Below are 22,700 nucleotides of genomic sequence, written 5' to 3'. Positions count from 1 at the left end.
CTACATATGTAGCCATAACGGCCACACCCGCCCTAATACCCAACCTCGCCATAACGCCCACGGTAGTCTTTGGGGGTCATGTCATAGCCCTTCTTGAACACCGAATAAAAATACTGCAGTGACGGGTAGCCACACATCTGTGAAATCTCGTTGATGGTCAACGAGGTAGCCGTCAACAGGTTGCGAGCGCGATCCAGCTTTTCCTGATGGATCACATGATGGATAGTTTCGCCAGTCTCATCCCTGAAGCGTTTTTCCAGATTGGAACGCGACAGGCCGATCGCATCCAGCACCTGCTCGACCTTGATGCCCTTGCAGGCGTGATGGCGGATGTAATGCATCGCCTGAATCACCGCCGGATCACGCAACGAGCGGAAATCGGTAGAACGGCGTTCAATCACCTTCACCGGCGGCACCAGAATGCGCTGAAGCGGCAGTTCACGGCGATCGAGCAGTTGGTGCAGCAGCTTGGCGGCGCGGTACCCCATCTGGCGGGTACCCTGCGCCACCGAAGACAGCGCAACCCGCGACAGGTAACGCGTCAGTTCTTCATTGTCGATGCCAATCACGCACAGCTTTTCCGGCACTGCGATATCCAGATGTTCGCACACCTGCAGCAAATGGCGTGCCCGCGCATCAGTCACCGCGATAATGCCGGTCTGCTGCGGCAGGGTCTGCACCCAGTCCGCCAAGCGGTTCTGCGCGTATTGCCAGTTATCCGGCGCGGTGGCTATGCCCTGATACACCACGCCCTGATACTGCTCCAGCGCGACCCGCTGGCGGAAAGCATGCTCACGCTCCTGTGCCCAACGCTTGCCGCCCTCGCTGGGTAAGCCGTAGAAGGCAAAACGATTAATGCCTTTTTCTTTCAGGTGACTGAATGCCGCTTCCACCAGCGCCTTATTGTCGGTGGCAATGTAATGCACCGGCGGATAATCCTCGTCACGGTGATAAGAGCCACCCACCCCGACAATAGGTACCCGGACGTTATGCAGCAGTTGCTCGATGGCACCATCATCGAAATCGGCGATCACCCCATCGCCCAGCCAGTCCTTGATGTTGTCGATACGGCAGCGAAAATCCTCTTCGATAAAGATGTCCCAATCACATTGCGAAGCCTGTAAATACTCGCCTACGCCCTCGACCACCTGGCGGTCGTACACTTTATTGGCGTTGAACAGCAAGGTAATGCGAAAGCGCTTTTCGAACATGGGCATCCCCGGTAAGTTGACTGCTCTCTGGGATAGCACAACCTCTCGGTGGGAGCAGCAGGCATCACCTCATAACTGTGAGCTCAAGCGCTATATCCAAAATAATTGAAGTTGTATCAAGGCGGCAAAGGAACTCATTCCGATGAGCTTACTAAAGTAAGTGATTCGGGTGAGTGAGTACAACCAACACAGATGCAGCTTCAAGTATGAAGGATATCTTCTTATGCCCGACGCTTGGTGGCGGAGTCCATCCACACCGCCAGTAGCAAAATGGCGCCCTTGACGATGTACTGCCAGAAGGTCGGCACGTCCAGCATGCTCATGCCGTTGTCCAGCGACGCCATAATGAATGCGCCCATCACCGCACCGGCCACGCTGCCGATGCCCCCGGCCAGGCTGGTGCCGCCAATCACGCAGGCGGCGATGGCGTCCAGCTCGGCAATATTGCCCGCCGAAGGCGAACCGGCACCCAGGCGCGAGCTGAGGATCAACCCGGCAATCGCCACCATCAGGCCATTGATGGCGAACACCGCCAGCTTGGTGCGTTCGACGTTAACCCCCGACAGGCGCGCGGCATCGATATTGCCGCCAATGGCGTAGATCCGGCGGCCAAAAGCGGTGCGAGTGGCCATAAATATCCCCGCCAACATCAGTGCGGTGAGGATCAACACCGGTGTCGGTACCCCGCGGTAATCATTGAGCAAATAGATGGCCCCGAGCACCACCACCGCCAGGATACTTTGCCGGGTCACATCGCCGGTCGCCGCGGCCACCGGCAACCCAAGCTGCGCACGCCGACTGCGCCTCCGCCACTGCCAGGCGACAAACAGCATCAACCCAACGGCACCGATGCCAAAACCCAGGCCGTTCGGCAAATAGCTCTGGCCAATTTGCGACATCGCCCCGCTGGTCGGCGCGACCGTGGTGCCATTGGTGATGCCGATCAGGATGCCGCGAAAGGCCAGCATCCCCGCCAGGGTGACAATAAACGACGGAACCTTGCGATAGGCGACCCACCAACCGTTCCAGGCCCCCAACAGCAGACCGGCCAGCAGCGTCACCACGATGGTCAGCGGCAGTGGCCAACCCAGCCAGACGTCAAAAATCGCCGCCGCACCACCCAGCAAGCCCATCATTGAACCGACCGACAGATCGATTTCTGCCGAAACAATCACGAATACCATGCCGACCGCCAAAATGCCGGTGATCGCCGTCTGGCGCAGCAGGTTGGAAATATTACGCGCGCTGAGATAGGCCCCTTCGGTGGTAAAGGTAAAGAACAGCATAATGACGACTATCGCCGCCAACATCACAAACACCTGCAAGTTGATGGATTTTAGTTTCACTATGGTTTTTTTCTCCACCATTGCCGGCACGATCGCTTCAGACTGTGTGTTTTTCGACATCTGTTTCACTCCTCAATGCGGCTTCCATCACCTGTTCCTGGGTCAGACCCTGGTTGACTAACGAAGCCTTGATACGCCCCTGGTGCATCACCAATACCCGATCGCTTAATCCCAACACTTCAGGCAGCTCCGAAGACACCACGATCACCGAAATGCCCTGCTGGACCAGCTGATTGATTAACTTATAGATTTCGTGTTTGGCACCGATATCGATACCGCGCGTCGGTTCATCCAGAATGAGAATTTTCGGTTGCAACAGCAGGCATTTGGCGAGTATGGCCTTCTGCTGGTTACCGCCACTCAGCCGGGCTATTGCCAGTTCGGGCGAGGAAGTCTTCACTTTTAACTCCGCCAGCGATTGACGAATGGTCGCCTGTTCCCAGGCATCATCAATCACCGTCAGCACACCGCTAAAATCGCTCAGCGCCGCCAACGTCATGTTGGCCCCTACCCCCATCACCGGCACGATGCCATCACGCTTGCGATCTTCCGGCACCATGGCGATGCCATATCGCATCGCCTGGCGGCAATTGTTGATGATGGCTGGCTGGCCATTGAGGCTAATGCTCCCCTGCCAACGGCCAGGGTAGACGCCGAACAGGCACTGCATGGTTTCGGTGCGCCCGGAGCCGACCAGCCCGGCGACACCGAGAATTTCGCCGCGCCGCAGGCTGAATGAGACATCGTCCACCCGACGAACGTGTCGGTTCACCGGGTGCCAGGCGGTGAGATTATCCACCTGCAGGATCACCTCGCCGATATCATGCTGTTGCTGCGGATAGAGCTCGGTTAATTCGCGCCCAACCATCATGGCGATAATGTCGTCCTCGCTCATTTCCGCTGCCGAGCGCGTACCTATATGCTTGCCGTCGCGGATCACGCAGATCAGATCCGAGATCGCCTTCACCTCATTGAGCTTGTGCGAAATGTAAATGCAGGCGATGCCGTGATCGCGCAGATCCTCGATGATCGCCAGCAGCGTAGCGGTTTCACTTTCGGTCAGCGACGCTGTCGGCTCATCGAGCACCAGCAGCCGCACCTGCTTGTTCAGCGCCTTGGCAATCTCCACCAGCTGCTGCTGCCCCAGACCCAGTTCGCCGATGGGGGTGTTGGGATCCACCTCCAGCTTGACCTGTGCCAGCATCCGTCGGCAGCGCAGATACATGGCGTCATAATCCATTACGCCGTACCGGCGCCATTCATTGCCGAGAAACATGTTTTCCAACACCGTCATCTGCTTCACCAACGCCAGCTCCTGATGAATGATGGCGATGCCTTTTTGCTCGGTATCGCGAATATTTTTCGCCGCTAATAAATCATCAGAGAAATAAATATCGCCCTGATAACTGCCGTGCGGATATATACCGCACAGCACTTTCATCAGGGTGGATTTTCCCGAACCGTTTTCACCACACAGCGATAATACCTGGCCTGCCTCTAACTTCAGGCTGACATTATCTACCGCCTTGACCACACCGAACTGCATGGTGATATTTTTCATTTCTAATAGGCTGGGCATTATTCCCCCGTATTACCGGTTAGCGGAATTAATTAATCTCGGATTTTTTGTGGAAACCGTCGGCAACAATGGTGCTGTCGATATTCGATTTATCGACCTGAATAGGGGTTAATAACCAGGATGGTACGTCTTTGCTGCCGTTATTTAATGTGGCGTTGGCCTTCGGCTGTTCACCCTTGCCCAGTTGCACCGCGATGCCCGCCGCCTCGTCGGCCAGCTTGCTGATCGGCTTATACACCGTCATGGTCTGGGTACCGGCGACAATACGCTTCACCGCAGCCAAATCGGCATCCTGACCGGAAATAGCCACCTTACCCGCCAGACCCTGCGCGGCCAGCGCCTGGATCGCGCCACCGGCGGTGGCATCGTTGGAAGCCACTACCGCATCTATCTTGTTATTGTTGGCGGTCAGCGCATTTTCCATGATTTTTAATGCGTTTTCCGGCAACCATCCGTCGACCCACTGATCGCCCACCACCTTGATTTTCCCACCATCGATCAGCGGCTGCAGCACCTTCATCTGGCCCTGGCGGAACAGCTTGGCGTTGTTATCCACCGGCGAGCCGCCCATCAGGAAATAATTGCCCTGCGGCACCCGTTGCACCAGGCTTTGCGCCTGCAGCTCCCCAACCTTTTCATTATCAAAGGAGATGTAAAAATCGATATCGGCATTATTGATCATGCGATCATAAGCCAGTACCTTTATGCCTTCCCGTTTGGCCTCGCTAATGACGTTGCTCAATACCTTGCCGTTGTAGGGAATAATTACCAGCACGTCGACGCCACGGTTGATCATGTTTTCAATCTGCGCCATTTGGGTTTCTTCATTGCCATTGGCCGACTGAACAAACACATCTGCCCCCAGCGCTTTGGCTTTGCTGACGAAGATATCGCGGTCTTTTTGCCAGCGTTCCAGGCGCAGGTCGTCGATCGCCATGCCGATTTTGACTTCTTTACTAAACGCCGGTTGGCTGGCCAGCGCCAGCAGCGCGCAGACCGAAAGGAACACAGGTTTGAATTTCATCTTATATACCTTTGTTATTTAATATATATACCCTATGAATTTCAAGCTGCAGCTAGGCGGCCAGCTCGCTCATCTTCAGGCGCTTACTTGAGTAAGTAACTGAAGTGAGCGAGTGCAGCTAACAACGCTGCAACTTGAAAGGCGACAGGTAAGGGGCAATAATTGAAACAGACTCGTAGTGCAACTTAGAGCGGATTGTTATCGGTTATTTAATATTCAGCAATTACTGATTTTTACCGGCCAATTATGATTTTTGGTTTAATGTTGTTTTTATGATGGCGGTCATGCTTTCACGCTGAAAAACAGCAGGTCGACAAATAAAAATGAATTAAGCCTTAAATAAACTGCGGTTAATAACCGATTATGAGATCTGTCGCACATTTAATAATTCTGTGAATTTAACTGTGAAATAACGTAATTGAGCAGCCCGTCGCAAACTCCGAAGATAAAACCATCCCGTAAACCGGGCATTGCTACCCAGGAGTCGATAATGCAATCTTATTTTGATCAGCTTGAGCAAGTGCGCTACGAAGGCCCCACCAGTAATAATCCTCTGGCCTTTCATCACTACAATCCGGATGAACTGGTGCTCGGCAAGCGCATGGCGGAGCACCTGCGCTTTGCCGCCTGCTTCTGGCACACCTTCTGCTGGAACGGTGCGGACATGTTCGGCGTCGGCTCGTTCGATCGCCCCTGGCAGCAGCCGGGCGACGCGCTGACGTTGGCCAAACGTAAAGCCGACGTGGCGTTCGAGTTTTTCCACAAGCTGAACGTCCCCTATTACTGCTTCCATGATGTCGATGTCTCGCCGGAAGGCGCATCACTGAAAGAGTATCTGCACAACTTCGCAGAGATGACCGACGTACTGGAAGAAAAACAGCACAGCAGCGGCGTGAAACTGCTGTGGGGCACCGCCAACTGCTTCACCCATCCGCGTTACGGCGCCGGTGCGGCCACCAATCCGGATCCGGAAGTCTTCAGTTGGGCGGCCACCCAGGTGTTCACCGCCATGAACGCCACCCAGCGCCTGGGCGGTGAAAACTACGTGTTGTGGGGCGGCCGTGAAGGCTATGAAACCTTACTCAATACCGATCTGCGCCAGGAACGTGAGCAAATTGGTCGCTTTATGCAGATGGTGGTGGAGCACAAGCACAAAACCGGTTTCCAGGGCACCTTGCTGATCGAGCCCAAACCCCAAGAGCCAACCAAGCACCAATACGATTACGACGTCGCCACCGTTTACGGCTTCCTCAAGCAGTTCGGTCTGGAAAAAGAGATCAAGGTGAATATCGAAGCCAACCACGCCACGCTGGCAGGTCACTCGTTCCACCATGAGATCGCCACCGCCATTGCGCTCGGCATCTTTGGTTCCGTCGATGCCAACCGGGGCGACCCCCAGTTGGGCTGGGATACCGACCAGTTCCCGATCAGCGTGGAAGAGAACGCGCTGGTGATGTTCGAAATTCTCAAGGCCGGGGGCTTTACCACCGGCGGGCTTAACTTCGATGCCAAGGTGCGACGTCAAAGCACCGACAAATACGACCTGTTCTATGGCCATATTGGGGCTATGGATACCATGGCGCTGGCGCTGAAGGTCGCGGCAAAAATGGTGACCGACGGCCAGTTGCATCAGCAAGTGTCAAAACGCTATGCCGGCTGGAATGGTGAATTGGGCCAGCAAATTTTGCAGGGCAAACTGTCGCTCGAGGCGCTGGCACAGTACGCTGAAGGGCATGCACTGGCGCCACAGCACGTCAGCGGCCGCCAGGAACAGCTCGAAAACCTGATGAACCGCTATCTGTTCGGCTAACGATACCCAAAATAATTCGAGTTGCATCAAGGCGGCAACCAAGCGTATCCCCGGGAGCGTACAGCCAGTACGTGACAGAGGTACGCGCAGGCAGCCAACACTGATGCAGCTTGAAGTATGAAGAGTATAACCCCGTGCGGCACTGCGCCGCGCTTTTAAGGATCTTTTCCATGTATATCGGCATCGACCTCGGCACGTCCGGCGTAAAAGTCATTTTGCTCAGTGAGCAGGGCCAATTGCTCGCCAGCCACGGTGAGTCGCTGCCCATCTCCCGCCCGCATCCCTTATGGTCAGAGCAGGCCCCGCAAGACTGGTGGCACGCCACCGATCGCGCCATGCTGGCGCTGGGCAAACAACACAGCCTGCAACAGGTGAAGGCCATCGGTCTCAGCGGCCAGATGCACGGCGCCACCCTGTTGGACGCACGGCAACAGGTGCTACGCCCGGCCATTTTGTGGAATGACGGCAGAAGTGGCACGCAATGCCAGGCGTTGGAACAGGCGGTGCCGCAATCGCGGCAAATTACCGGCAACCTGATGATGCCGGGCTTCACCGCCCCTAAACTGCTGTGGGTGAAACAACATGAACCCCAGGTGTTTGAGCGCATCGATAAAGTGCTGTTACCCAAAGATTATTTACGCTGGTGCATCACCGGCGACTTCGCCAGCGACATGTCGGACGCCGCCGGTACCGGCTGGCTAAACGTGGCACAGCGCGACTGGGGCGACGAGATGCTGGCCGCCTGCGGCCTGACCCGCCGCCAGATGCCGCAACTGTTCGAGGGTAATCAGGTCACCGGTCAAATCCATACCGAACTGGCCCGGCGCTGGGGCATGTCACCAGTACCTGTCGTGGCCGGTGGCGGCGATAATGCCGCCGGGGCGATCGGTGTGGGGCTATATCAGGCTGGCCGGGCAATGCTGTCGCTCGGTACCTCGGGGGTTTATTTTGCCGTCAGCGACGGCTTTCTCAGCAATCCGGCCAGCGCGGTGCACAGCTTCTGCCATGCGCTGCCCGACACCTGGCACCTGATGTCGGTGACCCTCAGCGCCGCCTCCTGTCTGGACTGGGTTTGCAAACTGACTAACGTCGAAGACGCCGCCACCCTGCTGCGCAATGTCGAACAGGCTCCCCCGGCGGCGGCTTCGCTGTGGTTTCTGCCCTACCTGTCCGGCGAACGGACGCCGCATAACAATCCGAACGCCAAGGGGGCATTCTGGGGCCTCACCCACCAACATGGACCGAACGATCTGGCTCGTGCGGTGCTGGAAGGCGTAGGTTTCGCTCTGGCAGAGGGCATGGACGTGCTGCACGCCAGCGGGCTACAGCCCTCCAGCATCACCCTGATTGGCGGCGGTGCGCGTAGCCCGTTCTGGCGGCAAATGCTGGCGGATATCAGCGGTCAACGACTGGAATACCGCACCGGCGGCGACGTCGGCCCGGCGCTGGGGGCCGCGCGGCTGGCGCAGATCGCCATGAATCCGCAGCGTTCACTCGGCGAACTGCTGCCTGAGTTGCCGCTGGAGCAGGTACATACCCCGAATGCCGAGCGCCATCAGCAATACGCAGAACAACGCAGCACCTTCCGCGAACTCTATACTCGCTTGTTGCCGCTGATGTAATACCAGAGGGGGCATTAGCCATGCCCCCTCAGACTGATGACAAACCTCATTCCTGCCCAGAGCGAGTCGAGGCCGATAAATAAAAATCAGGAAAATCAATTTATTGATTTTCGGCTGCTCACCACAAAGCAGGAAAAACCACGTTTTTTCCTGCTTTGTCAGCAACCTAAGGGGGCATTAGCCATGCCCCCTTATTATTGCGAAATCGAATAGTCGCCAGTGGCAAATGTCACTGCCAACCCGTCGGCTCCTCTCCTAAATTGGTGGCTGTCTTTTGACGCACTTCACCTCTGGATTAAGGAACTGAACGTGGAAAAAAACCAACAACAAAGCCGCAGAGCTTTCCTCAGCCAAACTGGCAAAATTACCACTGCCTGCGCGGTGATCGGCCTGACCGGCGGCATGGCGCAGGCCGCCGTACCCACCGGCAGCCCTTGTTTACCGGAGGCCCAACCCATGACCCTGACCGACAGCCACTACTGGCTGAGCGATGTGCGGCTGGAAGAGGGTTTCGAGTACGATGGCGACACGGTGATCGGCACCCGCACCGTGCTCTATCAGCTTGAAATCAAAAACGGCAAGATTGCGGCTATCCACCCGAAGGATGCAGCGGCCCCCGCCGGTGTACCGCGCTATCAGGCACAGGGCCAGTTGCTGTTACCGGCATTTCGCGACATGCATATCCATCTGGATAAAACCTTTTACAGCGGCCCATGGCAGGCACCACGCCCACGCCAGGGCAAAACCATCATGGATATGATCGCGCTGGAACAAACATTAATCCCCAAACTGTTGCCCACCTCGCAACAGCGCGCAGAAAACCTGATCGCCCTGTTGCAATCCAAAGGCAGCACCGTGGCACGCAGCCACTGCAATATCGATCCGGTCAGCGGGCTGAAAAGCCTGGAACACCTGCAACGGGCACTGGAAAAGCATCAGGCGGACTTCAGTTGTGAAATAGTCGCCTTCCCGCAGCACGGGCTGCTGCATTCCAAAGTCGAGGGTTTGATGCGCGAAGCCATGCAGATGGGGGTGCAATACGTTGGCGGGCTGGATCCGACCAATGTCGACGGGGCGATGGAACAGTCGTTGGATGCCATGTTCCAGATTGCACTCGATACCGGCAAAGGCGTCGATATCCACCTGCACGAAACCAGCCCGGCCGGGGTGGCCGCCATCAACTACATGATTACTACCGTAGAAAAGAGCCCTTCGCTGCGCGGCAAAGTCACCATCAGCCATGCCTTTGCCCTGACCGCGCTGAACCCGAATGAATTAGAGGAAACCGCCACCCGGCTGGCGGCACAGCAAATCACCATCGCTTCGACGGTGCCGATTGGTGGGCTGATGATGCCACTGCCGCAGCTCAGTGAGAAAGGGGTATTTGTGATGACCGGAACCGACAGCGTGATTGACCATTGGTCCCCGTTCGGCACCGGCGACATTCTGGAAAAAGCCAACCTTTACGCCCAGCTGTATCGGGGTTCCGACGAGTTCCATCTGTCACGCGCCATGGCGATTTCCACCGGCGGGGTGCTGCCGCTGAATGACAAAGGCCAACGGGTGTGGCCCAAAGCCGGGGACAGCGCGGAATTCGTGCTGATCGACGCCAGTTGCTCCGCCGAAGCGGTAGCCCGTCTGCCGACGCGCCGCACCACCTTCCATCAAGGGCGGCTGGTGGCCGGTCAGGTTGGCAAAGCCTGATATAGGTCCGCTAATGCCACCATGATGGCCGTTTTTGGCCTTCTTCCCAGCAGGATAACGGCTCAGTATGGCGTTATACCTAATTGGCGGAGGGCCGAAAATGTCACATAGCGCGTTATTGATCATCGATGTTCAACAATCATTTCAGCATCGTCCATTCTGGCAAGAGCAGGATCTCCCCGCTTTCCAACAGGCGTTGACGCGGTTGATTGCAGGCTGCCGTCAGCAGGGTGTAGCGTTGGTTGATGTATTCCATGTGTCGCCAGAGGGGCCATTTTCTTTGGCGTCCGGCTGGGTAAAGCGCCTGCCGTTCCTCGACCATCAGGCCGATGTCACCGTACACAAACAGGTGCATAACGCGTTGACCGAATCCGGCCTGGACGCCTGGCTGAGCCAACGGGATATCAATCATTTGATTATCTCCGGCATTCGTACCGAACAATGCTGCGAAACCACCACCCGGGTGGCGGCCGATCTCGGCTACCGGGTGACTTTCGTGACCGAGGCCACGCTGACTTTCCCGATGCAGCATCCCGACGGAGAAGTCTTTACCACCGAACAACTCAAGCGGCATACTGAGACGGTGCTGGTCGACCGCTTCGCCCGCATCGCCAGCGTGGATGAGGCTCTGGCGCAACTCTCACAGGAGTAACCATGCCGCAGGCCGTCTACTTTCTGATGCTGCCCCAGGTGCTGTCGCTGGACGTCAGCGGCCCGGCCGAAACCCTGCGTCTGGCCGGGCAGTTCAGTCTGCACTACATCAGCCCAGTGCCGCAGGTTATCTGCTCGGTTGGCATGACGTTGAGTCAGCTCCAGCCGCTGCCTGACCGGCTGGAAGACGGCGCTATTTTAGTGGTGCCGGGCGTCAGTGATTCGCAACATTTCTTCGCCAATGCGCCGGCCGAACAGGCCCGCCGCTGGCTGGCAGCGCTGCAACCCGACCTGCAACAGCAACGTATCACGCTGGTCTGTGTCTGTTCCGGCGCCCTGCTGGCAGCACAGGCCGGTTTGCTCGACGGTTACCAGTGCACCACCCATCACGACGTGCTCGAACGCATGCGCCAGCAGGCCCCGGCAGCGCAGGTGAAAGAAAACCGCATCTTTGTTGAAGACCGCAGCGTTTACACCAGCGCCGGCATCACTGCCGGTATCGATCTGGCACTGCACCTGATTAATCGCCAATGCGGTGCTACCCAGGCGATGGAGATTGCCAGGGAAATGGTGGTGTATTTTCGCCGTTCCGGCGACGACCCGCAGCTTTCGCCCTGGCTCCGCTACCGAAACCATCTGCACCCGGCAGTACACCGGGCGCAAGACGTGATGGCTGCCGAACCGGAAGCGGAATGGTCGGTGCCGCAGGTGGCGGAAAAGGCTCACGTCAGCAGTCGCCATCTGGCGCGGCTATTCCGCAGCCATGTTGGTATCAGCGTGCGTGAGTACCATGAGCAACTACGGCTGGCAGTGGCGCAGCAGCGTCTGCAGCAAGGCTATGGGCTGGAGAAAGCGGCGTTGGCCGCGGGGTTTTCCTCTGGCCGCCAACTGCGCCGCGCCCAGCTGCGCGGCTCAAGCGGATTATGACACCAGCCGCCGAGAGTCTATTTTCTGCAGGCCTATCGACAGCAGCAGGCTAAGCGCCAGCGCCACGCCGAACACCCAGAAGATATCCAGCAACGGATGAGATGTCAGTTCCAGGTGCCGGTTGCGCATAAAGTTAACGATAATGGCGTGAAAACCGTAGATTGCCAGCGAATGTCGGGAAAAAATGCCCAACCAGCCAATCGGCTCCGGCAAGCAATTTTTAAACCAGATAACCAGCGATACCGCCGCGATAAACACCAGCGGGCCGCAGTAAATGTAATAGGTATCGGCAAAGTTGCCGTTAATGAACATCTGGCTTTTGGTGCCGTGAATAATCAACGCCACGCAGGACACAAAACCAAACGCCGCCAGCCCACTGACGCCACGTCCCTGAGTGTCCATCATGCCAATCGCCCGTCCGGCCAACGCATACAGCAGGTAATAGAAGGTATCGCCGTAAATATACAGATTTACCGGTAGCAGGTGCGCGTTGCCCAGGGTCAGCGAGCGGGTATTGGGGTTGGCGATCACCGCCAGGATCACCAGCACAGCGGCCAGATAGCGGCGCGATACCGGTTTGACGCTGACCAGCGGCGACAGCAAGTAAATGACCGCAATCGCATAGAAGAACCACAGGTGATAGAACACCGGCTTCAGTAGCATGCCGCGCAGCGAAGGCCAGAAGCCGATTTTGGTGAACGTCGCGATATAGATCAACGCGATGGTGCTGTAGAACAAGATGCAACAGCCAATGCGGATGAAATGTTTCTTACCAGCGCTTTTCTCGCCGAAAAACAGGTAGCCGGAAATCATGAAAAACAGCGGCACCGAGACGCGTGACAGCGAGTTCAGCACGTTGGCGATATCCCAGTTGTGTTCCCCCACCGCCACCCCGCTGGTGACGTAATAGGTAGTTGCGTGGATCATCACCACCATCATGCACGCCACCGCACGCAAGTTATCTATCCAGCCAATTTTATTACTCAAAAGGTCGCCCGCAATATTGTCATCTTCGTCTGTTATATACCCTATAGCTTTCAAGTTGCAGCTAGGCGACCAACTCGCTCATCCCCGGGCACTTACACAAGATCGTCCCTGGGGTGAGCGACAAATCTGTCGGGAACAGATTTGAACGCGCGATCAGCGGCCCTGAAAGGGCAAGAACCCTGGATGGGCCTTGTAAGCAGGTAACAACGCTGCAGCTTGAAAGATGACGGGTATAAAGAGGTTAACTAGCCAAAGTGTGGGTGGCAACCCTGATGGGCAATATCAGAATGTGCTGAAACCACACCGGATGATTGCCAAGGTGAACAATTGGCGGCAAAATAGCCGCCACAACTCGCTCAGATAGCGCTCCCCGCCCTGACAGTTCCTTATTTCTTCTTTACTTTCAGTACGATAACTATGAAAACAACATTACCACCTGCGGCTCGCTTGGGTCGACAGGCGCTTTTATTCCCTCTTTGTCTGGTGCTGTTCGAATTTGCCACCTATATCGGCAACGATATGATCCAACCTGGCATGTTGGCGGTAGTGGCAGATTTCAACGCCGGTGAAGAGTGGGTGCCAACCTCAATGACCGCCTATCTGGCCGGCGGTATTTTCCTGCAGTGGCTGCTGGGGCCGTTGTCGGATCGCCGTGGCCGTCGCCCGGTGATGTTGGCCGGTGTGGCGTTCTTTATCGTCTCCTGCCTGGCGATTTTGCTGGTGACTAACATCGAGCAATTTATCTTTATGCGTTTCCTGCAGGGGATTGGCCTGTGCTTTATCGGCGCGGTCGGCTACGCCACGATACAGGAATCCTTTGAGGAATCGGTGTGCATAAAAATCACCGCGCTGATGGCCAACGTGGCGCTGATCGCCCCGCTGCTCGGGCCATTGGCCGGTGCTGCGTTGATCCACGTCGCGCCGTGGCAGAGCATGTTCGTGTTGTTCGCTGCGCTGGCGGCCTTTGCCTTCTATGGCCTGTGGAAAGCGATGCCGGAAACCGCGACGCTACAGGGTGATAAATTTTCGGCCGCCAACTTGTGGCGCGACTATCGCCAGGTGCTGTCGAACCGCCGCTTTATCTGCGGGGCACTGGCCATTGGCTTCGCCAGCCTGCCGCTGCTGGCCTGGATTGCCCAATCACCGGTGATCCTGATCAGCGGCGAGTCGCTGTCGACGCTCGATTACGGCCTGTTGCAAATTCCGGTGTTCGGTGCGCTGATCCTCGGCAACCTGACGCTGGCGCGTTTGACCGGTAAAAACAGCGTACAACGCCTAATCAAACTGGGCGCAGGGCCAATGATGCTGGGGCTGTTGATCGCGGCACTGGCGACGCTGTTCTCAAGCCACGCCTACCTGTGGATGACCGCAGGCCTGAGCCTGTACGCCTACGGTATCGGGCTGGCCAATGCCGGGCTGGTTCGCCTGACGTTGTTTTCAAGCTCCGTCAGCAAAGGCACGGTTTCCGCCACCATGGGCATGCTGAGCATGATGGTGTTCACCGTCGGTATCGAGCTGACAAAAGTGGCCTACGTGTGGGGCGGCAGCGGATTGTTCAATTTGTTCAACCTGATTAGCGGCCTGTGCTGGCTGGCGCTGGTGGCGCTGTTCCTCAGCAAACGCCGCAGCGGCGACGCAACGCCTGCGCCTAACCAAGCGCGGTAACGACAAGCGGGGCTAACGCCCTAATGCTTGTCAGTTAAGCCTGACTGGCATTTCTTATCCAATCCCTGTGCGCTCCGTGCAGGAGGAATTGCCGTAAATATCCCGCATTTCTCTGCTACTGCCATGAACGGCAATTGGAGGGGCCGAAGGCGCGGCCCCTCCACCCGCGCCCTCGCTTAACACCGTCTGTCCGCTACGCGGATACCCTCGCTGCACCTGCGTTGTCGGGCGGGTCGGCTACGACAAACCTCCCTGTTAGTCTCGCCTCAACCGGCCTTCCCTGGCCGGTTGCCCCTGACAACGCCGTCTTGCTCGGCAGCCGGTGATGCGCGCCAGGGTCAACACCCGAATCGGTTGCCACCGGGCAACGTTGGATATTGCGTTATAAAAAACAGTGAAAATGATGAGATGAGCAGGGTGTTGGGCGCCCTTGAAGACGCCGAACGCAGGAGCGGCGCATAGGCGAAACCGCCACGGACGGCGGTTTCAGGCGAGACAGGCAGGGACGCCTGTCGTAGCCGGCCGTGATGCGCGGTGACGGAGGGAGGGGCGTTGGCGTAGCCAACCGTCTGACAGGGCAAAGGCGCGGGTTGCAAGGGGCCGCGCCTACGGCCCCTTGCTCGGTCGAGACGAGTGAGTTTCATGGCGCATTTCACCTTTATCGACCGAAAACTTCACCACACCTTCAGAAAAACGTTAACTGACAAGCATTAGGCTAACGCCCCGCTTTAGCGTATCACCATCAACGGCCAAACAGCCCGCCATCGCGCAGCAGATGCTGGTTGCCCTTGCGGCGAGTGAAACCGCTGCGGTCGAAGAACTCCAGCACCTGGATCGCCAGCTTGCGGCCCACACCGAGCCGATCGCGAAAATCGGCGGCATTGGCGCTGCCCTGCTCCACATCAAGCTCGCGGATCAGTGCCGCGAACTGTTCAATACGTCGACTTAGGTAATAACGATCCACCACTACTGCCGTGACATGCCCCAACTGTGCCGCTTTACGCAATGTCGCCCGTATCCGGGCCTCGTCTTCGCCCAATTCGCTCGCCAAATCGCGTACCCACCATGCCTCGTCGCCAAACCGCGGCTCAATACTTTCCCACAGGGTCAGTTCTTCGGCACTGAACGCCAGACCGTGCTCCGGCAGGTGCAACCAACCCCGGGTATTGTTTATCAACCGCTCGGCCAGCAGCCGATCGATCATCATAAATACCAGCGGTTCAGCAAGCTGAGGCAAAGCCATGCGCCGTAGGCGTGCCCGCCCCAGGCCGAGCTGATCGGCATGCTGCTGGTGATACTCGGCCAATACCTGCAATAAACGCTGTTGGCCCTGCTGTGCATTCTCCTGCGCCAGCGCCATATCGCCGGCAATCAGCAACTCACAGCCCGCCAACAGTGCTGCCAATTCGCCTGCGGTCAGTTGCCGGGCCCAGGAAAAGGCGGCCAGATCCAGTGCGCCATTAGGCAGATGCAACGCCAACACTTGCCGGTCATCGTCGGCCTGTGCCAGCGCCGCCAGCCAGGTCAGATACTCAGGTTGGCGCTTGCCTCGCTTCGGGGTGGTCAAACTCAGTACTCTGGCACCGCCCAGCGTTTGGCGAGCGCCAATATCCCGCAGCACCAGCCGGTCGTTTTCCGCCAGCCACAGTGGACAATCGAGGAGTAGCTCTGCCAGCCCCTCATTGAGCAGCGAAATTCGCCCGGTGATATGGCTGGCGGCATGATGCAGATGCAGCGGTTGCCAATGTTTTATCGGTTGGTCAGCATCCAACGCAACCAAAATGCGCTCGGCAGCGGCCAGCGGCTTTTGTGCCAGCAGCCAGTCACCGCGCGCCACCTGCTCTTTACTGACGTCACCGCTGATATTCAACGCGATACGCTGCCCGGCCTGCGCCTGCTCAACCTGCTGGTTTTGCGCGTGCAGGCCGCGTACCCGCACCGGAGTATCGGCACCGGTCAGCCACAGCGAGTCACCCACCGCCACCTGCCCGCCCAGCGCGGTACCGGTCACCACCAGACCCGCACCTTTTACGCTGAACGCGCGATCCACCGCCAGACGGAAGCGACGGCTTAACGCATGTTCGTTTGACTGCAACGCCAACAGGTGCGCACGCAATGCATCGATCCCCCGCGCCTGTAGCGCTCCGGTGACGAACATCGGCACCTGATGCCACCCCTGGTGCGCCAGCTCGTCACTTAGCTGGCGTCGTACCTCTTCAATGCGTTCCTCATCCACCCGATCGGCCTTGGTCAGCGCCACAGTCAGCGCCGGCCGACCACTTAACCGCAGGATGGCCAGGTGCTCGCGGGTTTGCGCCATCACGCCGTCGTCACAGGCCACCACCAGCAGCGCATGGTCAATGCCGCCAACGCCTGCCAGCATATTGGCGAGGAATTTTTCATGACCGGGTACGTCGATAAAACCCAGCACCCGGCCATCCGGCTGCGGCCAGTAGGCATAGCCCAGATCTATGGTCATGCCGCGGCGTTTTTCTTCCGGCAGCCGATCGGCATTAATCCCGGTAATCGCCTGCAGCAGGGTGGTTTTGCCATGGTCGACATGGCCGGCGGTAGCGATAATCATGCGCTCAGCGCCTCAATCAATGCGTTTTCCTGCTCCAGACAGCGTAGATCCAGCCACAGCCTGCCGTCGTTAATGCGACCAATCACCGGTTGCGGCAGACGGCGCCAGCGTTCCGCCAGTGCCTCCAAAGTCGCGCCGCGACCGTCCTGCGGCGTAAAGGTCAATGCATAGCTGGGCAGCCGATCCACCGGCAATGAACCGCTACCGATCTGCGACCAGCACGGCTCGGCACGCAACTGGAAATGCCCGGCAAACTGCGGCGTCAACGCCTGTAACAGTCGCTCGGCGGCATACTGCATGGCCTGCTGTGGGCGAGTGAGCAACCGCAGCGTCGGCAGTTGCTCCGCCAACAATTCAGGTTGTTGATAAAGGCGCAGCGTGGCCTCCAGCGCTGCCAGCGTCAGCTTGCCGACGCGCAGCGCACGCTTTAAAGGATGCTGCTGCAACCTGGCGATCAGCGCCTTTTTACCGACAATGATGCCGGCCTGTGGGCCGCCCAACAATTTGTCACCGGAGAAGGTCACCAGATCCACCCCGGCAGCCAGCAGCCGCTGCGGCATAGGTTCGGCCGGCAGGCCGTACTGCGCCATATCAATCAATGAGCCGCTGCCCAGATCAGTGGCGGTCGGCAGGCCGTGTTCGGCACCAAGCCGCGCCAGCTCGGCTTCTTCCACCGCGGCGGTAAAACCCTGGATGCTGTAGTTGCTGGTATGCACCTTCATCAGCAACCCGGTCTGTTCGTTAATTGCGTTACGGTAGTCCTTTAGATGGGTGCGGTTGGTCGTGCCGACTTCGACCAACTGGCAGCCCGCCTGACGCATCACATCGGGGATGCGGAACGCGCCGCCAATTTCCACCAGTTCACCGCGCGACACCACCACTTGCTTGCCGGGGGCGATCGCCGCCAGCATCAGTAGTACCGCTGCCGCATTGTTATTGACGATGCAGGCGTCTTCCGCGCCGGTCAGTTGACACAATAAATCCGCGACGGCGCGATCGCGATGGCCGCGACCGGCACCATCGAGATCGTATTCCAGCGTCACCGCCGCGCCCATCGAACACGTCACCGCCTCTATCACCGGTTGCGCCAGCAAGGCCCGGCCGAGATTGGTGTGCAACACGGTACCACTGAGATTGAATACCGGGGCCAGCGACGGGCGTTGCTGTTGTGCCAACCTGACGCCAAGCGCCTGCGGCCAGTCAGCACACCAGCCAGGCAACCGTTGATGTTGTTTAATTGCCTCACGCGCCTGTAATTGCAGTTGGCGCAGTAGCTCGCTAATCAGCGTTTGGCCATGTTGTGCCACCAGCGGTTCGATAGCGGGATCGCGCAGCAGGCGGTCAATGGCGGGTAACTGGCTGTAAAGATGCTGGGATTCTGTGCTCATGGTCGCTCGGTTTTAATGTAATGGTCTCGGCATAAAGCAAAACCCCGCCGCAGCGGGGTAAGACTGCTGACCAAGCCTTGGTGGTTAACGTAATGATTTGAGTACCAATAAAAACAAAAGAATGATGTCTACTGGTTTACCCCAAACATCCGAAAACCACGTTTTTCGGGTGTTTGTCATCAATCTAAACCCCGCCGCAGCGGGGTAAGAGAAAGCAGATCAGGGGGGCGAGGTGCGGGCAAAGCTTTCGCGGGCAAACAGCCGTTCGGCCAGTTTGATCAACGCCGGTCGTTCAACGCACCAGTTGGGCATGATGCGGCGAAAGTTGAGGTAGCCCAATGCGCAGCCGGTAGCGATGTCCGCCAGCGTCAGCGTTTCGGTGTTCAACAGCTTTTTTTCCTGCGCCAACTTTTCCAGCGCGTCCAGCCCGTGCGTCAGCTTGGCGCGCTGGCGCAGGATCCAGTTTTCGTCCTGTTTGTCCGACGCCCGTTTGCTCTCGCGAAACAGCGTGGCGGCGGCCTCTGTCACGCCATCCGCCAGGGCTTCCACCTGACGTATGCTCAGTGCTGCCGCGCGATCGGCAGGTAAAAAAGCCGGAGCTACCGACAACAACTCAAGGTATTCGGCGATCACCCGCGAGTCGTAAAAGACGCTACCGTCGTCAGCCACCAGCACCGGAACCTTGGCGAGCGGATTTAGCTCCACCACCCGGCTGCCCGGCTCATACGGCGGATCGTTAACGAATTCGAACGCCATACCCTTTTCCAACAGCATCACGGAAATCTTGCGGACAAAAGGGCTGGTGTAACTGCCAATAAGCTTCATCAGTCTTCCCCTCGGCTTGCAAACCTCAGCGTTGTTATTTGATCGTCAGCGTGTCGATAATCTGCTGCACCAGTGCCTGGTGCGCCTCCGGCGTTTTGGCCGGCGACAACATTTGCAGCGTCACCACCCGCTTATTGAACACCGTCAGCACGATGGTGGATACCACCTTCTGCCCGTTGATGCTCTGCTCGGTATCCAGACGATGGAATTTCTGTTTACCGACGGTGAAGTTCTCTTCTTTGGTGGTCTGGATATTCTGATAACGGTCGGCCAGTTCGGTAATGATGCTCTGCGTCAGATCTTTCAGCATTTTATCGCTGCTGTTGAGCTTCATGTCGTCAGGCGGGATCACTTCGGAAGAGACGGTGCTCTGGCGCGATTTGCCGTCCAGAAAGCGCTGAATAGTGGATTGGCTGTCGTTGATGATGCCGCTGTTCTGGGTCTGATCGCTAAAGCCCGATGGCAATTCAAAGGTAATCTTGCCCTTTTGCATCGAGACTTTCAGGCCCGGAGGAGCTGCAGGTTTTGTCTCCACCACCGGCGGTGGCGGTGCAGGTTGCGTGACGACCGGCTTGGTATCCGGCTTCGGCACTTCCGGTTTGGTGTCGTCCTTGTTGTCACAGGCCGCCAGTCCGATGGCCAAAACGGCAACCGCCGTGAATTTCGCAATGGTCTTCAACATCGTCAGTCCCTTTCCTTTCGCTTCGCGCGTCATTGCGTAAACGTAGCAAGTCGCCCCGGCGAATGCCAGAAACCCAGTCCGAAATTAATCATTGTTGTTCACTACCAAGAGACGTAGCGAGCAACGGCAGTTTGAGCGCGGACAGCGCACAGGCCCCGGAGCGTACACGCAGTACGTGAGGAGGCCGAGCACTGCCCAAGGTCAACATGCCGCAGCACAGTAGCCGGAGACCATCATTCCCCAGGGAACAGGAACGGGTTGATGCTGCTACGTGCAAAGCCTTCATCTTCCATTTTGGCGTCGAGCACCAGCGTGGCCAGATCGTCGGCAACCGCCTCAACCTGCGGGTCTTTCTCCTGATATAAAATCTTCAGGTAAGTGCCGCAGTCACCGCAGCTTTCCGCTTTCACTGCCGCCAGTTCGCTGTCCAGCGACCAGTAGTTGAGGTCACGGGTCTGCTCACAGTTGCTGCATTTGATTCGCACCACGTGCCATTCGCTTTCGCACAGGTTGCAGTGCAAATAACGCAGGCCGCTGACGGTGCCGATATGCACCACGCTGGAAACCGGGATACTGCCGCACACCGGGCAGAATTGGCGGTGCTCGCCATATTCGGCGCGTGCCTTGCCGGGGATAAGACCTGCCATCTGCGCCCAGTAAAGCGACAGCGCGGCCCAGATAAACGGCGCTTTCTCGCTGCCAATCTTGCTGAACTCTTGGTTAAGCAACGCCTGAGCCATCAGTTCTAACTCATGCGACGAGGCCTTTTCCAGGTTATCCAGCACCGCCAGAATGTGTTCCGGCGCCTGCGGGCGCAACTCGGCAATCAGCGAAGCCAGCAGTTTGTGCCAGTGTTCACTGCGCGGAAAAACGCTCAGATCCAGCGGGGGTTTGCCGCTGGCTGCGCCCTGTTGTAACGCTTCGGTCAGATCCAACGTCAGCGGATTGTCGTGCAACGCGTGATGTTGCGCCTCGGCCAGTTGGGCGGCGAAGTTCAGGTAGTCGCCCAGCGGGTTGTCGGTCGCCAGCTTGCGCAGGCGTTCAGCACGGCGGCTGTAAAGGCTTTTCAGATTCGCGAAAAGTAACGGCGGGATGGTTTCCGCCGTTGTGGACTTCTCACGCTGTGCCCCTAACTGCTCTTTAGGAACAATGCGGATGCTCATCAGGGTTTGTCTTCCTGTTGTTTCTCGCGGACCTCTCGGTACCAACGCGGGTGATGTTTTTTAGCCCAGGCCGCCGGCACCCAGCCTTCCACCATCGCGGTAATGGTGCCTTTTACCCACAGCGCGGCGTAAATATGCACCATGATAACGATAATCAGGCCAACCCCTGCCAGCGAATGCACCAGCAACGCGATACGGATCAGCGGTATCGGGAAGGACGGCGCAAAGTACGGCCGCCAAATCACCACACCGCTGGCCAGCAACAGCACCAGACTAATGATTGCCGCCCAGAATACGCACTTCTGACCGAAATTATAACGCCCGGTGTCACCCACTTCTTCGTTCATGACGATTTTTTGGATGTTTTTAGCCCAGACGATGTCTTCACGGTTGATCAGGTTATGCTTCCAGTAGCGCAGGAACATCAGCAGGAAGGCCACAAACATAATCACCCCGATAAAAGGGTGCAGAATGCGCGCCAACTGCGGCGTGCCGAGAATGTTCATCAACCAGTTGAAGGAAGGGAAAAAGAACCCCAACCCGCTGATGGCGGCGAACACAAAGCAGAACGCCACAATCCAGTGGTTAATCCGCTCCGGCGCGCTGTAGCGCTGAATACGCTTTTCCTTCTTCATTTGCGCGTCTCCTCATCGTGCAGTTCGTCGTTGTCTTCCTCTTCGACGCGATTAGGGCCGACGCCGACATAGTGGAACACGCTCGCTGCAAAGGTGGCGGCAAAGCCGATGGCCGCCAGGGGTTTCCACACGCCTTTCCAGAACGTGACTGCCGGGCTGATGGTCGGGTTATCCGGCAAACCGTGATACAGCTGCGGCTTGTCGGCATGGTGCAGCACATACATCACGTGGGTGCCGCCCACGCCCGCCGGATCGTACAGACCGGCGTTCTGATAACCTCGGGTGTTCAGCTCGCTGACGCGCTCGGCGGCGATCTCCTTCATGGCGTCCTTGGTGCCGAAATGGATGGCCCCGGTCGGACAGGTCTTCACACAGGCCGGTTCCTGGCCGACATCAACCCGATCGACGCACAGGGTGCACTTGTACACCCGGTTGTCGTCCTTGTTCATGCGCGGCACATCGAACGGGCAACCGGCGATGCAGTAACCGCAGCCGATGCAGTGTTCAGACTGGAAATCGACGATGCCGTTGGCGTACTGGATGATGGCCCCTTCCGACGGGCAGGCCTTCAGGCAGCCCGGATCGGCGCAGTGCATGCAGCCGTCCTTGCGGATCAGCCACTCCAGCTTGCCGTTCTCCTCAACTTCGGAAAAGCGCATCACCGTCCACGACTTGGCGGTCAGATCGGCGGGGTTATCGTACACCCCGACGTTGTGACCGATTTCATCGCGGATGTCGTTCCATTCGGAACAGGCCACCTGACAAGCCTTGCAGCCGATACAGGTGGTGACATCGATCAGTTTGGCCACTTCCTCCTGGTGGTCACGGGCGCGCGGCGCCGGCGTGAAACCATTGGTGGCGGATTTACGAATGATGTCCTGAGATTGCATTGCCATA

The 22,700-nt window shown here is 57.7% G+C and carries 18 protein-coding genes; 6 read left to right on the top strand and 12 right to left on the bottom strand.

Annotation, left to right across the window (positions count from 1 at the left end; translation table 11 throughout):
- Positions 1 to 32: 32 nt before the first annotated feature.
- From xylR to xylF, 4 genes are all read right to left on the bottom strand, one after another.
- Positions 33 to 1,211 carry a D-xylose utilization transcriptional activator XylR gene (gene xylR, locus ACUTSU_RS17495; RefSeq protein ID WP_445652899.1) on the bottom strand — a complete coding sequence of 393 codons (1,179 nt, stop codon included), beginning with the start codon at positions 1,209 to 1,211 and terminating at the stop codon, positions 33 to 35.
- Between the two features lie 221 nt (positions 1,212 to 1,432).
- Positions 1,433 to 2,617, bottom strand: coding sequence for a xylose ABC transporter permease XylH (xylH, locus tag ACUTSU_RS17490; RefSeq protein ID WP_445652900.1), 1,185 nt, complete (start codon positions 2,615 to 2,617; stop codon positions 1,433 to 1,435).
- Positions 2,595 to 4,136, bottom strand: coding sequence for a xylose ABC transporter ATP-binding protein (locus ACUTSU_RS17485; RefSeq protein WP_445652901.1), 1,542 nt, complete (start codon positions 4,134 to 4,136; stop codon positions 2,595 to 2,597). Before ACUTSU_RS17485 ends, xylH begins: the two co-directional genes overlap by 23 nt.
- A gap of 28 nt (positions 4,137 to 4,164) precedes the next feature.
- Positions 4,165 to 5,160 carry a D-xylose ABC transporter substrate-binding protein gene (gene xylF / locus ACUTSU_RS17480; protein ID WP_261096366.1) on the bottom strand — a complete coding sequence of 332 codons (996 nt, stop codon included), beginning with the start codon at positions 5,158 to 5,160 and terminating at the stop codon, positions 4,165 to 4,167.
- 490 nt (positions 5,161 to 5,650) lie between these two features.
- Here xylF and xylA point away from each other — a divergent pair, with 490 nt between their 5' ends.
- From xylA to ACUTSU_RS17455, 5 genes are all read left to right on the top strand, one after another.
- Entirely contained in the window at positions 5,651 to 6,970 is a 1,320-nt protein-coding gene (xylA, locus tag ACUTSU_RS17475) for a xylose isomerase (protein WP_445654445.1), read from the top strand.
- A 170-nt stretch (positions 6,971 to 7,140) separates the two neighbouring features.
- Positions 7,141 to 8,592, top strand: a complete 1,452-nt coding sequence (gene xylB, locus ACUTSU_RS17470) for a xylulokinase (RefSeq protein WP_445654444.1) — start codon at positions 7,141 to 7,143, stop codon at positions 8,590 to 8,592.
- A 309-nt stretch (positions 8,593 to 8,901) separates the two neighbouring features.
- A complete protein-coding gene (locus ACUTSU_RS17465) occupies positions 8,902 to 10,296 on the top strand; it encodes an amidohydrolase family protein (RefSeq protein WP_445654443.1) in 1,395 nt (464 codons plus the stop codon).
- Between the two features lie 100 nt (positions 10,297 to 10,396).
- The gene (locus ACUTSU_RS17460; RefSeq protein ID WP_445652905.1) at positions 10,397 to 10,948 is read left to right on the top strand and encodes a cysteine hydrolase family protein; all 552 of its coding nucleotides are present in this window, start codon (positions 10,397 to 10,399) and stop codon (positions 10,946 to 10,948) included.
- A gap of 2 nt (positions 10,949 to 10,950) precedes the next feature.
- Entirely contained in the window at positions 10,951 to 11,874 is a 924-nt protein-coding gene (locus tag ACUTSU_RS17455; RefSeq protein ID WP_445654442.1) for a GlxA family transcriptional regulator, read from the top strand.
- Here the strand turns inward: ACUTSU_RS17455 and ACUTSU_RS17450 are convergent.
- Positions 11,869 to 12,861 carry an acyltransferase gene (locus ACUTSU_RS17450; RefSeq protein WP_445654441.1) on the bottom strand — a complete coding sequence of 331 codons (993 nt, stop codon included), beginning with the start codon at positions 12,859 to 12,861 and terminating at the stop codon, positions 11,869 to 11,871. The genes ACUTSU_RS17455 and ACUTSU_RS17450 overlap by 6 nt on opposite strands.
- A 417-nt stretch (positions 12,862 to 13,278) precedes the next feature.
- On the opposite strand from ACUTSU_RS17450, the gene ACUTSU_RS17445 reads away from it, so the two are divergent.
- Positions 13,279 to 14,526 carry an MFS transporter gene (locus tag ACUTSU_RS17445; RefSeq protein ID WP_445652908.1) on the top strand — a complete coding sequence of 416 codons (1,248 nt, stop codon included), beginning with the start codon at positions 13,279 to 13,281 and terminating at the stop codon, positions 14,524 to 14,526.
- A 742-nt stretch (positions 14,527 to 15,268) separates the two neighbouring features.
- On the opposite strand, the gene selB is transcribed toward ACUTSU_RS17445, so the two are convergent.
- The 7 genes from selB to fdxH all read right to left on the bottom strand — a co-directional run bounded on the left by selB (position 15,269) and on the right by fdxH (position 22,699).
- On the bottom strand, positions 15,269 to 17,110 hold the full coding sequence (gene selB, locus ACUTSU_RS17440) for a selenocysteine-specific translation elongation factor (RefSeq protein ID WP_445654440.1): 1,842 nt from the start codon (positions 17,108 to 17,110) through the stop codon (positions 15,269 to 15,271).
- Positions 17,107 to 18,498 (bottom strand): L-seryl-tRNA(Sec) selenium transferase, encoded by a 1,392-nt coding sequence (selA, locus tag ACUTSU_RS17435; RefSeq protein WP_445654439.1) that lies wholly within the window; start codon positions 18,496 to 18,498, stop codon positions 17,107 to 17,109. Before selA ends, selB begins: the two co-directional genes overlap by 4 nt.
- Before the next feature lie 219 nt (positions 18,499 to 18,717).
- Positions 18,718 to 19,323 carry a glutathione S-transferase gene (locus ACUTSU_RS17430; protein ID WP_261092910.1) on the bottom strand — a complete coding sequence of 202 codons (606 nt, stop codon included), beginning with the start codon at positions 19,321 to 19,323 and terminating at the stop codon, positions 18,718 to 18,720.
- A gap of 34 nt (positions 19,324 to 19,357) precedes the next feature.
- Entirely contained in the window at positions 19,358 to 20,005 is a 648-nt protein-coding gene (locus ACUTSU_RS17425) for a DcrB-related protein (RefSeq protein WP_445652648.1), read from the bottom strand.
- Positions 20,006 to 20,238: 233 nt separating this feature from the next.
- On the bottom strand, positions 20,239 to 21,168 hold the full coding sequence (gene fdhE, locus ACUTSU_RS17420; protein WP_445652647.1) for a formate dehydrogenase accessory protein FdhE: 930 nt from the start codon (positions 21,166 to 21,168) through the stop codon (positions 20,239 to 20,241).
- Positions 21,168 to 21,803, bottom strand: coding sequence for a formate dehydrogenase cytochrome b556 subunit (gene fdoI, locus ACUTSU_RS17415; protein ID WP_445652646.1), 636 nt, complete (start codon positions 21,801 to 21,803; stop codon positions 21,168 to 21,170). Before fdoI ends, fdhE begins: the two co-directional genes overlap by 1 nt.
- The gene (gene fdxH / locus ACUTSU_RS17410; RefSeq protein WP_135314605.1) at positions 21,800 to 22,699 is read right to left on the bottom strand and encodes a formate dehydrogenase subunit beta; all 900 of its coding nucleotides are present in this window, start codon (positions 22,697 to 22,699) and stop codon (positions 21,800 to 21,802) included. The genes fdoI and fdxH overlap by 4 nt, the downstream gene beginning before the upstream one ends.
- Between the last annotated feature and the right edge of the window lies 1 nt (position 22,700).

Source organism: Serratia sp. NA_13 (genome assembly GCF_052691735.1).
This window is presented reverse-complemented; position numbering and strand designations above follow the sequence as displayed.

Excerpts from the sequence above, each read along its gene's own strand:
- xylR (WP_445652899.1), bottom strand. The coding sequence starts at position 1,211 with ATGTTCGAAAAGCGCTTTCGCATTACCTTGCTGTTCAACGCCAATAAA.
- fdxH (WP_135314605.1), bottom strand. The coding sequence starts at position 22,699 with ATGGCAATGCAATCTCAGGACATCATTCGTAAATCCGCCACCAATGGT.
- xylF (WP_261096366.1), bottom strand. The coding sequence starts at position 5,160 with ATGAAATTCAAACCTGTGTTCCTTTCGGTCTGCGCGCTGCTGGCGCTG.
- fdhE (WP_445652647.1), bottom strand. The coding sequence starts at position 21,168 with ATGAGCATCCGCATTGTTCCTAAAGAGCAGTTAGGGGCACAGCGTGAG.
- xylH (WP_445652900.1), bottom strand. The coding sequence starts at position 2,617 with ATGTCGAAAAACACACAGTCTGAAGCGATCGTGCCGGCAATGGTGGAG.
- fdoI (WP_445652646.1), bottom strand. The coding sequence starts at position 21,803 with ATGAAGAAGGAAAAGCGTATTCAGCGCTACAGCGCGCCGGAGCGGATT.
- ACUTSU_RS17425 (WP_445652648.1), bottom strand. The coding sequence starts at position 20,005 with ATGTTGAAGACCATTGCGAAATTCACGGCGGTTGCCGTTTTGGCCATC.
- xylB (WP_445654444.1), top strand. The coding sequence starts at position 7,141 with ATGTATATCGGCATCGACCTCGGCACGTCCGGCGTAAAAGTCATTTTG.
- ACUTSU_RS17460 (WP_445652905.1), top strand. The coding sequence starts at position 10,397 with ATGTCACATAGCGCGTTATTGATCATCGATGTTCAACAATCATTTCAG.
- selA (WP_445654439.1), bottom strand. The coding sequence starts at position 18,498 with ATGAGCACAGAATCCCAGCATCTTTACAGCCAGTTACCCGCCATTGAC.
- selB (WP_445654440.1), bottom strand. The coding sequence starts at position 17,110 with ATGATTATCGCTACCGCCGGCCATGTCGACCATGGCAAAACCACCCTG.
- xylA (WP_445654445.1), top strand. The coding sequence starts at position 5,651 with ATGCAATCTTATTTTGATCAGCTTGAGCAAGTGCGCTACGAAGGCCCC.
- ACUTSU_RS17445 (WP_445652908.1), top strand. The coding sequence starts at position 13,279 with ATGAAAACAACATTACCACCTGCGGCTCGCTTGGGTCGACAGGCGCTT.
- ACUTSU_RS17455 (WP_445654442.1), top strand. The coding sequence starts at position 10,951 with ATGCCGCAGGCCGTCTACTTTCTGATGCTGCCCCAGGTGCTGTCGCTG.
- ACUTSU_RS17430 (WP_261092910.1), bottom strand. The coding sequence starts at position 19,323 with ATGAAGCTTATTGGCAGTTACACCAGCCCTTTTGTCCGCAAGATTTCC.
- ACUTSU_RS17485 (WP_445652901.1), bottom strand. The coding sequence starts at position 4,136 with ATGCCCAGCCTATTAGAAATGAAAAATATCACCATGCAGTTCGGTGTG.